This window comes from Microcoleus sp. SVA1B4 (genome assembly GCF_036700545.1).
In the GTDB taxonomy this organism is placed as follows: Bacteria; Cyanobacteriota; Cyanobacteriia; order Cyanobacteriales; family Microcoleaceae; genus Microcoleus.
This window is the reverse complement of record NZ_JAUBPB010000044.1, coordinates 1-14,571: the sequence shown is the minus strand read 5'-3', so window position 1 is coordinate 14,571 and position 14,571 is coordinate 1. Positions and strand designations below refer to the sequence as shown.

Genomic DNA, 14,571 nt, shown 5'->3' with positions numbered 1-14,571 from the left:
AGATCATGTCCAAAATCATCTCTGTCCACTCTTACCGGGGCGGAACTGGCAAATCGAACACGACAGCAAACCTGGCATCTATTATCGCTCGCGGCGGAAATCGAGTCGCCATTGTGGACACAGACATTCAATCGCCGGGGATTCACGTGCTGTTCGGTTTCAGCGAGAGCAATATGGATCGCTGCTTGAACGATTACCTGTGGGGCCGATGTCCGATCGCGGATACGGCCTACAATGTGAGTTCCCTGCTGCCAAAATTAGCCAGTAACGGCAGCCTCTACCTGATTCCTTCGAGCATTAAAGCAGGGGAGATAGCGCGAGTTTTGCGCGAAGGCTACGATGTGGGACTGCTTACCGACGGCTTTCAAGAACTGATCGAGGTTTTGAACTTAGACTACCTATTTATAGACACGCACCCGGGGCTCAACGAAGAAACCCTCCTCAGCATCACCATTTCCGACATCCTGCTGCTGATTCTGCGTCCGGATCAGCAAGATTTTCAGGGAACTGCTGTCACGGTAGATGTGGCCCGCAAATTAGAAGTTCCCAAGATTTTGATGACGATTAACAAAGCCCCAGAATCGCTGGATTTCGAGGATTTGAAGCAGCAAGTAGAGAGTATTTACAACATCCCAGTGGCAGGGGTACTGCCCCACAGCGACCAGATGATGCTGCTCGCCAGCAAGGGGGTGTTTGCGCTGCACTTCCCTAACGACCCTCTAACTAAGGTTGTGGAAGGGATTGCCAAACAGATTGTGGGATAATTGGTGCAGCGAATGCCGAGATCCCGCCCAGGAGTTTCGCTTTCGCTCTCAATTCTTGGGGAGCGATGTCCTCCTGCGTATCCCGAATATTTGCTTAGAGAGTCAGGAGAATGGCGACAAAATGAGATACAAATAGATTATGAGAATTTGTTAAAAAACTTTAGGAGGAGAACTCATGGATTTTGACTTCCGCATACTAATAGTATTGATGCCCGTATTGTTGGCGGGCGGCTGGGCGGCTTACAACGTCGGCGCTATAGCTCTCAAACAAGTGCAGAAAATGTTGAACAAGCAAGCATGAACTAAGCATTATCACCAGTAATTTCGCAGCCGGCTGTTTTTTGAGATACAAAACAGCCGGCTGATTTGTGCATGGGCTCTGCTTAAGTGATGGCTGATTTTTTGTGGGCAATTTACGACTGCAGAGAGATGGGGCAAAAACCCAAAAAAAGTTAAGTTTAAAGGTTAGGCAGAAACCGACTAGGCTCAAGCAACATACTTTGTTGCAGCAAACGATCCTGGGTAAAAAAAACCTAGCTGTGAAAGCAGGGCGATCGTGTAAGTTCGGATTTTGATGTTTTGAACTCTACTGAGGATTTATGAGTAGAGTTCCATAAAAATATTTGGTAAGTACGTTATCGCAGAAAATATGAGACAATCACAAAAGTATTTGCCCTGAAAATCGCCCTAAAAACTGCGAAGTTTAACTGGTAGGGAAGATAGGTCAAATTGTCAATGTTAAATTCCTATATCTTTAGATAGATTATGCTTTTTCCCCGATCGAGCGGCATATTACTCCACCCCACATCCTTTCCCAGTCGATTTGGCATTGGGGACTTGGGAATGGAAGCATATCGCTTTATTGACTTTTTAGTAGAGAGCGACCAGCTATACTGGCAGATATTGCCGCTGGGCCCGACAGGATACGGCAATTCTCCTTATTCATGCTATTCAGCAATGGCGGGAAATCCGCTGCTGATTAACCCTGAACTGCTGCGGAACGATCAATTGCTCGCAGATGAAGACTTCGCTAATTTGCCAGAATTTCCGCTGGATTATGTAGACTTCGAGCGGGCGATCGCCCTGAAAGTGTCTTTGCTCAAAAAAGCTTGCGAAAACTTCAAAGCCAAAGCATCGCCGGTGCAGCAAAGAGACTTCTCAGCTTTTTGCGAAAGCAAAGAGAGTTGGCTGGAAGATTATGCCTTCTTTATGGCACTCAAGGATCACTTTGGCGGTGTTAGCTGGAACAATTGGGAACCCGAAATTGCCCGTCGAGAACCCAAGTCCCTAGAAAAGTGGCGCCAGCAGCTAAATGCTGAGATTTATTACTACAAATACGTTCAATTTGAGTTTTTCCGCCAGTGGACGGAGTTGAAACGCTATGCCAACCAGCGTCACATTCAAATTATTGGTGACATTCCGATTTATGTAGCTCACGACAGCGCGGATGTGTGGTCGAATCCCCACTTATTCTGCTTGGATGAAGCCAGCAGAGAACCAGCTTTAATGGCCGGAGTTCCCCCGGATTACTTCAGTGCAACAGGTCAATTGTGGGGCAACCCCGTATACAATTGGGAGAAGTTGCAAGCAACTAATTTCGAGTGGTGGGTGCAGCGTTTTGAAGCGATTTTCTCTTATGTAGACGTGACTCGGATCGACCACTTTCGAGGATTTGACGCTTACTGGGCGGTGAAGCGCGGACAAGAAACTGCGATCGAGGGAGAGTGGATTAAAGCGCCGGGAACAGCTTTGTTGGATGTAATTAACGAAAAGTTTGGCAACTTGCCGATTATCGCTGAGGATTTAGGGGTAATTACTCCAGAAGTGGAAGCTTTGCGCGATCGATACGAGTTTCCAGGAATGAAGATTTTGCAGTTTGCTTTTGGCGCTGGTCCGGGCGATCCTTTTTTGCCTTTCAATTACGATCGCAACTCCGTAGTCTACACCGGCACCCACGACAACGACACGACTGTTGGATGGTTCAATCAACTGCAAAACTACGAAAGAGACGAGGTTTTGCGTTATTTGGGCTGCATCGATCCCCAAGGAATTCACTGGTCTTTAATCCGCATGGGCTGGATTTCTGTTGCTAATATGGCAATTGTGCCGTTTCAAGATTTGTTGGGTTTAGGTACTGACGCGCGGATGAATTTTCCGGGGAAACCAGAGGGAAATTGGGGCTGGCGGTATCGGCCCGAAGCTGTGAATTGGGAAGTGCGCGATCGGCTAAAAACTATGACTTACATCTCCGGGCGCGCTCCTAATAAACATTGATTGTCGGGAAGGGGTAATTGGTAATTGTTAATGGGTAATATCAAATCTGTTAACATCGGAATTATTCCTATCTCTCTTCTCTTTATCTGCGTGAATCAGCGTCAATCCCTTGTCCGGGGCGGTTCAGAAATTATCTTTTCTTGACCGCAGATACAGGCAGATGCAACACAGATTAACGCAGATGAATTCTATCAATTCCGGTTGCACCATCCGTGATTGTTAACCGAAAGCATCCAGGATACAAGCCCCCGGATTCATCCGTCCAGAAATAAAAAACCTGTATCCCATGAAACTTGCCGAACGTATTTATCCGTGGGGTCAATGCTTCAATTCTAAAATCTAAAATCTAAAATCTAAAATCGATTGACTGTTGACTGGATATGACTATTCCGATGCAACCGGGTTTGATAGAATGGGTAATTGGTAATTGGTAATGAGTGCATCAAGACGGACATTCTAATTAAAATGTATGGACTGCCCGCTATTACCTATTACCCATTAACAATTACCCATTAACACTCAACCTTCATTCTGGGGCGGTGCTGAAGGCTTAAGTTCGCTTGCTTTAAAAACAACTTCTTTAGCGACTCCAGGCTCTCCGAGTTGTTCGGCTTGTCCGTTATTAACAGCAACCATTACCCCGCCGGCGTTACCTGCTACCACTACCAATTGCTTTTGAGCCCCCCAGGTGCGAACAGTCCCGGTCGGCAAAGTTCCCTCAAACTCTGTTTTACCATCGACTTCAACCTGCATCCACGATTCTGCTTTAAAAGTGACGCTAACCATTACTGGTTTATTGCCAGATTTATTTAAATTTTGACCGGTTCTTACTGCTTCGACAGCCTCGTAACTATCCGGTTTCTGATTTTGTGAGGCTCTTGATGCCTCAGCAGCGGCGCGAGCTTGTTCTTGCTGCCCAAGCGCTAGTTCTTCGGCTCCCGCACCGTTTTTTGCGGTAACAGAACCGCTCATCAATTGAGATAAGACATTGACCGAACAGATAATTAGAAATGTGTAAAAGAGGTAGAGGTGCATCGGCCGCAACTGAGGCCCATCTTGCCAAGATAGCTTGCTTATCGATCGGGGCGGCGGTTCGATCGGAAAAAATTCGGCAAACTGAGTTCCGTCCAAACCCATTGCTTCAGCGTAGCGCTTGATCAAACCCTGAGTGTAGACGGGTTCGGGAAGTTGGTCGAGTTGACCGTCCTCGATTGCTTGTAGCAGATTCCGCCGAATCATTGTTACCACGGCTACTTTGTCCAAACAAATCGACTGCTGTTCGCGGTACTGACGGAGTTTAGCTCCTATTTCCGCTAGCTTCTTCTGAGCTGGTTCTGGCTCTTGGGAGTGCAGTTTCTGCTTAGTGGTTTTGAAGAATAAAAACAATAAATTCTTTGTCATATGCTGTGCTCCTGGGAATTTACTGGCACGCTTATTGATGTTAGGTTGACTAGATTCCATAAATAAATAATTTCCGCATCTTCTAGGGGTCGGCAGCAGCCTGGTGGCAATATTGGCGAACCGGGCCGCTGCAATTGAATCGGGCCAATGGCTGTGCGGTGCAGGCGCACCACGGGATATCCCAAGAGCTCGGCTGTTCGCCGAATCTGTCGGTTTCTGCCTTCTGATAGAATGACTTCTAACAGAGTTTGGTCTTGCGCGCGATCGATAACTTTAACTTTCGCGGGCAAAGTTTTTCTGCCGGACAAGATGATGCCCTGACGCCACGTTTGTAGTATGGGTTCCGGGGGATCGCCGCTCACCCAAACCTGATAAGTTTTGGCGATCGAGTGACGCGGATGGGTCAAACAAAATGTCAGCTTACCATCATTGGTGAGCAAGAGGGCGCCGGTGGAATCTGCATCTAAGCGTCCTACGGGGTGGATGCCTTGACCCGAACGCAGTTGGGGTGGCAGCAAGTCGAGAACTTTCGATCGGGATCTTGGATCGCTGCAAGTAGAAACTACGCCTGCCGGTTTGTTGAGCAACAGATACACCTTTGCGGGTTTATCCGTTGGTTTCACCGGGACTCCATCGACTTGGATGAGATCGCGATCGGGATTCGCTTTTTCTCCTAAGTGAACAATATTGCCATTAACTCGGACTCGTCCAGCTACAATCATCTGTTCTGCAAGACGGCGAGAGGCAATGCCCCACTGGGCGAGGATTTTTTGCAGCCTTTCATCAGACATGACGGGAGTGTGGAAATCCCCAACGAGCCAGCGGTGGGGAGGAAACACGACACGGTTAATTGATTAACCGTACTAGCAATGCTCAATTCCTGGTTGGGAATAAATTATAATGCTGACCAATTATTACAGGACGTCCGGCAAGAGTGCAGATTGTCCTTGTGCCCGGTGCAGATTGTCCTGATGGCATTACCCTGAATGCTGTGCAAAAACTACGACGAAAAGACTCGCGGCAGGCACAGGTTTGCACCGTTGGTTTGCGGCTGGTTTGAAAGGTGTGGGTCTGACCCGACCATAAACCAACACTACCATAAATTCCGTACTACTGGTTAAATTTATACGCTCGATCGCGAATTTTTCATCGGGATCGCACAACTCGTGAACTACCCAAAGATCCCAAGGGGGGAAAGGTGAGAATTTTTCTGCTTCTGGCGTTGCTGATGCCAGATTTCTGCTTGGTTTTGGAGTTAATCTGACTGGTTTTCATCAACCCTGTTTCTAAGAAAAATCAAAGGTTGACAGCAGTACATCTGTGCAGAAATCGGGTTTTTGAGTCCAGATGTGCAAGTTCTAGTTAAATTTCTGTGCTTGAATATTAAGGTTTATATTCTGAAATTGTTTATGACTGTCGATCGAAACTCTCTTCAATTTGACAATAGAGATGGCGCTGCTGGCTCTGGTGAGACTGTTAATCTGGGCGAGGAACCGGGGAGAGCTTCGCCGAGTCAAGGCAGCCGGATCGCGAGCGCGGTGCTGTCTCCGGCGGTGCAGTTGTGGCTGCGATCGCAAGTTCAGCATGTGGACGAGTTGAAGGTGAAAATTGAGGGGAGCGATCGACAAATCTTCAGCGGTGCGATCCCCAAAGTCACGGCGGCAGCGATCGGTGCTGTGTATAAAGGACTACACCTAACTGACGTTGCCATAGAGGGCTGTGGCATTCGCATCAACCTCGGTCAAGCTCTCAAAGGCCAACCCCTGCGCCTCCTGGAATCCGTTCCCGTGACAGGCGTTTTGAGGGTCAGCCAAGCGGATTTGAATGCGTCGCTGAAAGCGCCTTTGCTGGCTGATGCTTTAAGCGAATTTTTGCTGCCAATGCTGCCACTAACAGATAGGGAAAAGTCGCTGAAGTTGCAAAATTCGCAGATTGCAATTGAGGCGGGTTTGTTAACGCTTTCGGCGACAATTTTGCGCGCTGGCGGTAGGAAAATTCCTTTGGTATTGCGGACTGGTTTGCGGATAGCCAGCGGTCGCGAGTTGATGTTTGAAGCACCAGAAATCGAAATGGATGGAGAATTAAAGAGCAGTGATTTCAATGGTTTTAAAATTGATTTTGGGCCGGAAGTTGAGATAGAAGAATTGATTTTGAGTCCGGGGGAGATTGTTTGTCGGGGGGGAATTAGAGTTTTGCCTTAGTTAGTTGACAGTTGACTGTTGACTGTTGGCTGTTGGCTTTAACCTGGTTCTTCGGTAGATCCTGGGAATACATACCCAATGCCCTGTTTGGCCAATGCCCTGTTTGGCCAATTCCCAATTCCCAATTCCCAATTCCCAATTCCCAATTACCGATTAATTAAAAAAGAGTCGATCGCGGGCAACAGTAAAGTGACAAAATAGTAGACTAACGGTGCGGTAAAAACATAACTGTCGGTGCGATCGAGAATGCCGCCGTGACCGGGGATCAACTGTCCCGAATCCTTAACGCCGGCGTCTCGCTTCATCATCGACTCAGTTAAATCTCCCAACAGGCTAGCAACCCCAATCAACATACCAAAAGCAGCCCCAGTATACTGCCACCCCGGCCAGTGTAAATACCAAGAACCAGCGACTGCCACGGCGATGCTGCCGCAAACTCCAAATACGGCACCTTCAACGGTTTTTTTGGGGCTGATGTGGGATAGGCTAGTGCGCCCGAAGAATTTGCCGACAAAATAAGCCCCAATGTCAGCGGCCCAGATGCAGAAGAAAGCCAGCAGCAGCGAAGTCAATCCTAAAGATATATGGCTGGAAGTTGTCCAAGACGGCGGCGAGTAAATGTTAACGGGCAAATTGCTTGCTACTGCTTGCGAAAATTGGGTTGTAGCAAGATTGGCTGGGTCGAGGCCGACTCGCAGCCGTACCCAATAGCTGGGCAAATAACCGCCGTAGAACAATCCTAAAACTGAGGAGGCAATATCGGCGATCGTCGATAATTTAGGTTGGAATAACAGGTAGAAACAGATTAAGGTTCCCGCTAAGGGGAACATGGCATCTACGAGTTCCGGTGCTAGGGCGGCAGTAATTAATAGCCCTTGACTGACGGCTAAGGTAGTTTTGGCAGCGGGTGCAATACCTTTAGCCCTGGCTAATTGAAAATATTCCAATTGGCCTAGGTAGACGATGACTCCAAAGCCGACGGTGAAGTACCATCCGCCCATAATAATCATTCCCAAAGCAAGGGCGATCGCAACTATTCCACTCAGGATACGAGACCAAGGCATAAAATGAATTTCTCTTGCAGACGGCGGTGGATCATTCGATTTTGGATTTTGGATTTTGGATTTTGGATTTGAGATTTGGGATTTTTCTAGAGCACGAGTTGATCCCTTGCACAACTAACCCCCATCCCCCATCGGTCATCCAATATCTCAAGTCAGGCGGTCAATCCAGCTATGGTGGCCCCTATTCTTAAGTATGAAGGTTAAGTGAACTTAAAAAAGATTAAGAATTACATTTAGGAATGGGCATAGGGCATAGGGCATGGGGCATTGGGTATGTATTCCCAGGCTGTGCCGAGGAACCAGGTTAAAGTTAACTGTCAACTGTCAACTAACTTCTAATCCAGCTTTTCGCCGCTGAGAATAAATATGGGATTGACGGCGGCAAAGGTTTGACTGAGGCCGCGAGTCTCCAAGCGGTTGACGGCGGACTGGACTACTTCAATGTTGCGGACTTGTAACTCGGCGAAACCTTCGGAAAGGGCGTAAAGATTCTCTAAATTCGATGCTGTGGCGACAACTCTACCGTGGGGTTGCAAGTACCGCCAGACTTCTTGGAGAATGGCTTTAATGGGGCGACCTCCTTCGATGCAGACTCGGTGGGGGGGTTGGGGCAGGTTTTCCAGGCATTCCGGGGCACTACCTTCTATGACTTCTACGTTGTCGAGCTCGAATCGATCGCAATTTCTGCGAATCAAGCTTGCTACTTCTTCGTCCCTTTCAACGGCAATAATCCGACCTTTAGGACACAGCAAACCTGTTTCTACGGCGATCGTACCAGTACCTGCACCGATGTCCCACACGACTGAATCTGCTTGCAGCCGCAGGTGGGAGATTAACAGCAGTCGGACTTCTCGCTTACTCATGGGAATGCCCGGTAAACGTTCAAATAAGTCATCCGGGATGCCTGGAGTGACGTAGGGCCAAAGCATAGTTATATTTTTGATTTTTGATTTTTGATTGAAGCAAGACGGCAGTTGGAACTCGCGGAAGAAGTAGAAATTCTGCCAATTTCCTCAAAGCCTTAACAAGACAGACGGGAATTCCCCCACTATAGCGTACCCGCTTAGTGGGGGATGAAAGGCCAGCGAGTTGAAGATTGCCCCGCCCAATAATCTGACTCTTCGTACCTAGACGGCATGAGGCGGGGCATGAGAAAACGAGCAAATTCCTTACCATTGTCCAATCATCGTGTTAGGATATTTATCACTAACCTAAGTTCCTGGTAATGTACCAAGCTCATAAACTCCGAATCTATCCCACAGCCGAACAGCAGATATATTTTGCTGGTGCTTTTGGTTGCTGTAGATGGTTCTGGAATTATAGCTTGAATCTGTGCAAAGAAACCTATAAAACTACTGGAAAGGGCTTGACAAGAGGTGCTATTCAAGGTTTACTTCCTCATCTCAAAAAGGAATATCCTTGGCTAAAGTCAGCCTATTCTCAGTGCTTACAAGTGGTGGCTCTAAACCTGTCAACTGCCTACAAAAACTTCTTTGACAAACGGGCGGGCTATCCTAGTTTCAAATCAAAGCATGGTAGGCAATCGATTAGTTATCCTCAGAATGTCAAGCTAGGTGATAATATAATCAAGCTTCCCATCATTGGTGAACTCAATTGTCGTATTTATCGGTCAATAGAAGGTACTATCAAAACAGTTACTATCTCCCAAAATACCGACGGCAAATACTATGCTTCTGTCTTAGTTGATGATGGGCAAGAAACACCTGAAGGGAATGCTGATGGTAAAGCTATTGGCTTGGATGTTGGGCTGAGAGATTTTTGCGTGACCAGCGATGGTAGTAAATATGCCAATCCCAGACATCTCAAGAAGCATAGCCGCAATTTGAAGCGGAAACAGCAGAAACTCAGCCGCAAACAAAAAGGTAGTAACAGGAGAAATAAAGCTAGAAAATTAGTGGCTAAAGTTCACTCTAAAGTTAAAAGAGTGCGCGAAGATTTCCTGCACAAGCTATCCCGCAAGATAGTCAACAAAAACCAAGTTATCGCAGTAGAAAATCTCAACGTAAAGGGCATGATACGAAATCACTGCCTAGCAAAAGCAATTAGCGATGCTGGATGGGGGATGTTTGGGACAATGCTCAAGTATAAAGCTGAGAAAGTCGGGAAACTCTATATCGAGATCGATCGATTCTTTCCTAGTTCTAAAACTTGCAATAATTGTCTCCATAAAGTATCGTCCATGCCTTTAGACGTTCGCCATTGGAATTGCCCTAAATGTGGTAGCTGCAACGATAGAGACATCAATGCAGCAAAAAATATCAGGGATGAAGCCTTGCGGATTTGGGCATTGGGAACCAGTGCTTCTGCCAATGGAGGGGATGTAAGTCGTGGTGGCAAGCCTTCGGTTTTGTCGGGCGCAATCCCCCGTGAAGTTGGAAGCCCCCAGTATATCGGTACTCCGATTGCTGGTGGGTAGTTCACTATTTACTGTCGCACAACCTTGAGAGTTTGGAGGCCGGGATCGCTACAACCTGTGATTTTTCCGCCGGCGGCCAGGATTTGTTGCAGGTAGTCAACGGCTTCTGGGGTAATGATTTCACCGGGCATCAGGACTGGTATTCCTGGGGGGTAGGGACAGATGAGTTCGGCACTGAGTCGATCGACTGCTTTGTCTGCTGGTACTGTTTCCGCTGGAAAAAAGAAAGCCTCGCGGGGGGAGAGGAGAGGGGGAGAGTGGGAGAGTGGGAGAGTGGGAGAGTGGGCAAATCTTCCATCGGACATCGGACTTCTTCTCTCGGACTTCTTCTCTCGGACTTCTTCTTTCTTCCTGACATCCGTTACATCTTGTACAGTGCTCGTTGCCGAACTTCCTTCTTCCTTCTTCCTTCTTCCTTCTAAAAGAGTACAAGCTTTAACTAAATTGTCAATATCTAATTCTGTATTTCCCAAGCTGATAATAAATGTTAAATGTCTGGCCATTGGTAATTCTGCCGTGACGCCGAGTTGAGAGTGCAAAATTTCATCGGCGGCAAATCCTGTGATTCCTAAATCTGATACTTTTACTGTTAGCCTGGTGCGGTCTAATGCTGCAAAACCCGGAGTATTTAATGGTTCTAAAACTGATAAGCCGGGAATTTGACTGATGCGCGATCGCGCTTTTTCTGCTAGCTGTAAAGTCTGCGCCATTAACTCTTTGCCGTGGAGTGCGATTTGTTGGCGGGCTGCGTCTAGGGATGCTAATAATAAGTAGCTGGGGCTGGTGGATTGTACTAGCTGCAATGCTTTATTTATTTTTTGGATATCTATGCGATCACCCTTGACGTGAAGCATCGATGCTTGTGTCATTGCACCGAGGGTTTTGTGGATTGATTGTACTGTTAAATCGGCACCTGCTGATAGTGCCGGTTCTGGCAAGTTTGGATGAAAGTTAAAGTGCGCGCCGTGGGCTTCATCTACTAATAACGGTATATTGTATTGATGGGTAATTTGGGCGATCGCCCGCAAATCCCCGCAGACACCGTGATAGGTTGGGTAAACCATCATTACTGCTTTGGCGTCGGGATGTTGTTCTAATGCGAAGGCTGTGGCTTCTGGGGTGATGCTGTTGGCAATATCCCAATCCGAGTTGTACTCTGGATTGACAAAAATCGGAATTGCACCCGATAAAATTAAACCAGAAATCGCCGAGGAGTGGATATTTCGAGGTAGGATAATTTTATCTCCTGGGCCGCAAGTTGCTAAGATGGCGGCGATTATTCCGCAAGTTGAACCGTTAGCCAAAAACCGAGTTGATTGAGCTCCAAATGCTGCGGCGGCTAAGTCTTGAGCTTCGGCAATTGCACTTTCTGGGTTAAAGAGATTATCTAATTCTGGCAATTCGGGCAAATCCGATCGAAATACTGCCGCACCGAATAAGTCAATTAGGGGTTGAGAGATTCCTTGTCCGCGTTTATGTCCGGGGGCGTAGAATGGGGCGTGCGGATGATTTGTGCGATCGCGCAAAGCATCTAATAGGGGCGTTTGTTGTTGAGAGTTTGCTGGTGACACGCTTAATCTTGATTGCTGTATTTGATATCTAAGTAGAGCGATATGAAAAAACCATAATATCTTGTAGGGACGGGTTGATCGAGTACCTTTACTCTCAGGCAGTTTCTTGCTGTACTCACGCGCCCTCCCCATCTAATGTTTATTTGTAACCACTTACTTAGTTTAATGCCAAAGGTATAATTTTATGCTGACTTAATAGTTAATTATAGCTATTTAGATAGATGTGTCCGTCGCAATCTTGAGTTTAAAATTATGAGATAAAACAATACCACAACTCAGTTATTTTTGTTGAAAAATATAGCTAGAAGTGGCGACCAAATGTTTTTGGAACATCTCTATTAGCGAGCCAAACACTAACATGATTTTTCCCAACCCTAGTCCGTTTCCAGGCCCCCAGATTCCCAGTACCGAACCGGGGCTGCCGACTATACCCGCATCGCCACCAGTGCCGGGCCCCGTACCCGAACCGATTCCCGGCTTCGTACCGGAACCCGTACCTGCGCCAATTCCGCAGCCAATTCCCGAACCGGTGCCGGAAACTGTACCCTCTCCGATTCCTCAAACAGTGCCGGAACCTATTCCTCAGACAATCCCTGAACCTGTTTAAATTATGTTTTAGTCGATCGCGAAATTTAAGATTGTTTGTCAGGCCGATCGCAAAAACCGAGTTTCCCCAAAGTCCCCAATATTTTTGTGGAATATCAGACTTGAAAAAACTCGGTTTTTGCCTAAATTATCGATTAACTACTTACTGAAGTTGATCGACGGCGCTGTACAAAAGTTAATACCACGCAAATCAGACTGTGTGCCGTCAGAGTATGTGGCCATGATATCAAAAACACAGCCATCCGAGATATCATCCTCGTACTCAGCTGAATCAAATTCAAAAGGGACAGTGCCCCGATCGGCAAGCGGACCGTCTAACAGGTTTTCTCCCCAATCATCGTCGGAATTACTCGACTGGAGGACTGTCATCGTCTTGCCGCTGTTGTTAATCACCGAAAGTTTGACCCTCTCAGCGAAAACGCTAGCTGCTGTGAGTCCTAACAGAGGCAGCGAGAGCACCGCAGCGATCGTCACTTTGCTTAACCATCGGTTAACCATTGAGCCATCTACCTTAAGTTGTATATTTACTCAAGCTTAGCAGTGGAAGTTAAAACACACAAGTCATATATATTGCTATTGCTTATGATATTTTGAAACAGTGATATGTTTCTAAATAGCTATGCTTACTGCCGGAATTGTCGGACTGCCTAATGTTGGCAAATCTACCTTGTTTAATGCTCTGGTTGCTAATGCCAAGGCGACTGCTGCTAATTTTCCTTTCTGTACGATCGAGCCAAATACGGGTATCGTGGCAGTGCCAGACGAACGGTTGAAGGTGCTGAGCAATATTTCCAATTCCGCGCAAACTGTGCCGACGCGGATGGAATTTGTGGATATTGCGGGTTTGGTGAAGGGGGCGAGTCAGGGGGAAGGATTAGGAAATCAGTTTTTGTCTCACATTCGGGCTGTGGATGCGATCGTCCACGTTGTCCGCTGTTTTGACAATGATGATATTATTCACGTTGCCGGTTCTGTCGATCCCCAGCGAGATATTGACATTATCAATCTCGAATTAATTTTAGCAGACTTAGCTCAAATTGAACGCAGGCTCGATCGCACTCGCAAGCTAGCCCGCAACAATAAGGAAGCTCAGGCAGAAGTGGATGTACTCGAAAAATTGGTCGCAGTTTTGAATGCCGGGAAACCAGCACGGCAGTACAATTTCACAGATGAAGAATCTGAATTAGTTAAAGGTTTGGAATTACTGACCAACAAACCAATTATCTATGCTGCTAACGTATCTGATGACGACTTAGCAACAGGAAATAGCTATGTCGAACAAGTGCGGGAAGTAGCAGCTAAAGAAAATGCTAAGGTTGTTATTGTTTCGGCGCAAGTTGAGTCAGAATTGGTGGAGTTATCTGAGGAAGAACGAACGGATTTCCTAGAATCTCTGGGGGTCAAAGAAGGTGGCTTGAAATCTCTGATTCGAGCTACTTACGAATTATTGGGTTTGCGGACTTATTTTACTAGCGGGCCGAAGGAAACTCGCGCTTGGACAATTATCGCCGGAATGTTAGCACCGCAAGCTGCGGGGGTGATTCACTCGGACTTTGAACGGGGTTTCATCCGGGCCGAAACTGTAGCATATGAAGATTTGGTTGCTACGGGCGCGATGAATGCGGCTAAGGAAAAAGGCTTAGTTCGCAGTGAAGGTAAAGAGTATGTTGTACAAGAGGGGGATGTGCTGTTGTTCCGATTTAATGTTTAGCTTTTTTAAGGAGATTGGCACATGGATATTATTTCGCTGGTAATTGCTTGGCTAGTTACTTCCGTGAGCTTTTTTATCATTTCCAAGTTGCCCATCGGGGTGGATATTGACACTTTTGGAAAAGCGATGATTTCGGCGGCGGTTTTTGGATTGCTGAATGCTTTGGTGCGGCCGCTTTTTGTGGTTTTGGGTTTTCCTTTGGTGTTGGTAACTTTTGGTTTGTGGATAATTGTTATCAACGCCATTATCTTTGGATTGGCGGCTTGGCTAGTCGAAGGATTTCGCTTGCGGTGGGGAATTTGGAGTGCTTTGCTGGGGGCTATCGCCCTCGGTTTTATCAACTCTTTGCTCTATGAGCTGTTGCGGACTCTGCCTAGTGTAAGGTAGAGCCGGGTAACGCGCTGGGCGGAAGAAGGAAGGGGCGGGTTTATTCATCCTGTTAGTTATAGCAAATATTTCGGGTGAAACCCGCCCCTTGTATCTTAAAAGAGTCAGTCAGGCGACCGAGCTGTCACTCAGGCGATCGAGCTGTCACTCAGGCG

General features: G+C 47.0%; 14 protein-coding genes. 8 read left to right on the top strand and 6 right to left on the bottom strand.

Features of this window, described 5'->3' with window-relative positions; translation table 11 throughout:
• Positions 1-5: 5 nt before the first annotated feature.
• From QT987_RS19325 to malQ, 3 genes are all read left to right on the top strand, one after another.
• On the top strand, positions 6-764 hold the full coding sequence (locus QT987_RS19325; protein ID WP_333205872.1) for a MinD/ParA family protein: 759 nt from the start codon (positions 6-8) through the stop codon (positions 762-764).
• A 175-nt stretch (positions 765-939) separates the two neighbouring features.
• Positions 940-1,065 carry a photosystem II protein Y gene (locus tag QT987_RS19320; RefSeq protein ID WP_333105443.1) on the top strand — a complete coding sequence of 42 codons (126 nt, stop codon included), beginning with the start codon at positions 940-942 and terminating at the stop codon, positions 1,063-1,065.
• 464 nt (positions 1,066-1,529) lie between these two features.
• The gene (gene malQ, locus QT987_RS19315) at positions 1,530-3,038 is read left to right on the top strand and encodes a 4-alpha-glucanotransferase (protein WP_333243021.1); all 1,509 of its coding nucleotides are present in this window, start codon (positions 1,530-1,532) and stop codon (positions 3,036-3,038) included.
• A gap of 519 nt (positions 3,039-3,557) precedes the next feature.
• On the opposite strand, the gene QT987_RS19310 is transcribed toward malQ, so the two are convergent.
• Complete coding sequence (locus QT987_RS19310) at positions 3,558-4,439, bottom strand: RodZ domain-containing protein (RefSeq protein WP_333243018.1); 882 nt, start codon at positions 4,437-4,439, stop codon at positions 3,558-3,560.
• Positions 4,436-5,230 carry a pseudouridine synthase gene (locus QT987_RS19305; protein ID WP_333243108.1) on the bottom strand — a complete coding sequence of 265 codons (795 nt, stop codon included), beginning with the start codon at positions 5,228-5,230 and terminating at the stop codon, positions 4,436-4,438. Before QT987_RS19305 ends, QT987_RS19310 begins: the two co-directional genes overlap by 4 nt.
• Positions 5,231-5,776: 546 nt before the next feature.
• Here QT987_RS19305 and QT987_RS19300 point away from each other — a divergent pair.
• Entirely contained in the window at positions 5,777-6,640 is an 864-nt protein-coding gene (locus QT987_RS19300; RefSeq protein ID WP_333243015.1) for a DUF2993 domain-containing protein, read from the top strand.
• A gap of 146 nt (positions 6,641-6,786) precedes the next feature.
• Here the strand turns inward: QT987_RS19300 and QT987_RS19295 are convergent, their stop codons facing one another.
• Positions 6,787-7,704 carry a phosphatidate cytidylyltransferase gene (locus QT987_RS19295; RefSeq protein WP_333243012.1) on the bottom strand — a complete coding sequence of 306 codons (918 nt, stop codon included), beginning with the start codon at positions 7,702-7,704 and terminating at the stop codon, positions 6,787-6,789.
• A gap of 335 nt (positions 7,705-8,039) precedes the next feature.
• Positions 8,040-8,633, bottom strand: a complete 594-nt coding sequence (cbiT, locus tag QT987_RS19290) for a precorrin-6Y C5,15-methyltransferase subunit CbiT (protein ID WP_190659397.1) — start codon at positions 8,631-8,633, stop codon at positions 8,040-8,042.
• Between the two features lie 296 nt (positions 8,634-8,929).
• Between cbiT and QT987_RS19285 the strand changes: the two genes are divergently transcribed.
• Positions 8,930-10,141: an RNA-guided endonuclease TnpB family protein gene (locus tag QT987_RS19285; protein WP_333243009.1), complete on the top strand. Its 1,212-nt coding sequence runs from the start codon at positions 8,930-8,932 to the stop codon at positions 10,139-10,141.
• Between the two features lie 8 nt (positions 10,142-10,149).
• Here the strand turns inward: QT987_RS19285 and QT987_RS19280 are convergent, their stop codons facing one another.
• Positions 10,150-11,712, bottom strand: a complete 1,563-nt coding sequence (locus tag QT987_RS19280) for an aminotransferase class I/II-fold pyridoxal phosphate-dependent enzyme (protein ID WP_333243007.1) — start codon at positions 11,710-11,712, stop codon at positions 10,150-10,152.
• Positions 11,713-12,070: 358 nt separating this feature from the next.
• On the opposite strand from QT987_RS19280, the gene QT987_RS19275 reads away from it, so the two are divergent.
• Entirely contained in the window at positions 12,071-12,319 is a 249-nt protein-coding gene (locus QT987_RS19275; protein ID WP_333205858.1) for a gamma-aminobutyric acid A receptor, epsilon-like protein, read from the top strand.
• Positions 12,320-12,456: 137 nt separating this feature from the next.
• On the opposite strand, the gene QT987_RS19270 is transcribed toward QT987_RS19275, so the two are convergent.
• Positions 12,457-12,816, bottom strand: coding sequence for a hypothetical protein (locus QT987_RS19270; RefSeq protein ID WP_333243004.1), 360 nt, complete (start codon positions 12,814-12,816; stop codon positions 12,457-12,459).
• 121 nt (positions 12,817-12,937) lie between these two features.
• Here QT987_RS19270 and ychF point away from each other — a divergent pair, with 121 nt between their 5' ends.
• Together ychF and QT987_RS19260 are read left to right on the top strand one after the other, a co-directional pair.
• Complete coding sequence (ychF, locus tag QT987_RS19265) at positions 12,938-14,029, top strand: redox-regulated ATPase YchF (RefSeq protein WP_333243001.1); 1,092 nt, start codon at positions 12,938-12,940, stop codon at positions 14,027-14,029.
• 21 nt (positions 14,030-14,050) lie between these two features.
• Positions 14,051-14,416, top strand: a complete 366-nt coding sequence (locus QT987_RS19260; RefSeq protein WP_333242998.1) for a phage holin family protein — start codon at positions 14,051-14,053, stop codon at positions 14,414-14,416.
• The last annotated feature ends 155 nt before the right edge of the window (positions 14,417-14,571 follow it).

Bases quoted from the DNA above. Each gene is read 5' to 3' on its own strand.
- QT987_RS19295 (WP_333243012.1), bottom strand. From the start codon at position 7,704: ATGCCTTGGTCTCGTATCCTGAGTGGAATAGTTGCGATCGCCCTTGCT.
- QT987_RS19270 (WP_333243004.1), bottom strand. From the start codon at position 12,816: ATGGTTAACCGATGGTTAAGCAAAGTGACGATCGCTGCGGTGCTCTCG.
- QT987_RS19310 (WP_333243018.1), bottom strand. From the start codon at position 4,439: ATGACAAAGAATTTATTGTTTTTATTCTTCAAAACCACTAAGCAGAAA.
- ychF (WP_333243001.1), top strand. From the start codon at position 12,938: ATGCTTACTGCCGGAATTGTCGGACTGCCTAATGTTGGCAAATCTACC.
- QT987_RS19285 (WP_333243009.1), top strand. From the start codon at position 8,930: ATGTACCAAGCTCATAAACTCCGAATCTATCCCACAGCCGAACAGCAG.
- cbiT (WP_190659397.1), bottom strand. From the start codon at position 8,633: ATGCTTTGGCCCTACGTCACTCCAGGCATCCCGGATGACTTATTTGAA.
- QT987_RS19325 (WP_333205872.1), top strand. From the start codon at position 6: ATGTCCAAAATCATCTCTGTCCACTCTTACCGGGGCGGAACTGGCAAA.
- QT987_RS19260 (WP_333242998.1), top strand. From the start codon at position 14,051: ATGGATATTATTTCGCTGGTAATTGCTTGGCTAGTTACTTCCGTGAGC.
- QT987_RS19275 (WP_333205858.1), top strand. From the start codon at position 12,071: ATGATTTTTCCCAACCCTAGTCCGTTTCCAGGCCCCCAGATTCCCAGT.
- QT987_RS19305 (WP_333243108.1), bottom strand. From the start codon at position 5,230: ATGTCTGATGAAAGGCTGCAAAAAATCCTCGCCCAGTGGGGCATTGCC.
- QT987_RS19320 (WP_333105443.1), top strand. From the start codon at position 940: ATGGATTTTGACTTCCGCATACTAATAGTATTGATGCCCGTATTGTTG.
- malQ (WP_333243021.1), top strand. From the start codon at position 1,530: ATGCTTTTTCCCCGATCGAGCGGCATATTACTCCACCCCACATCCTTT.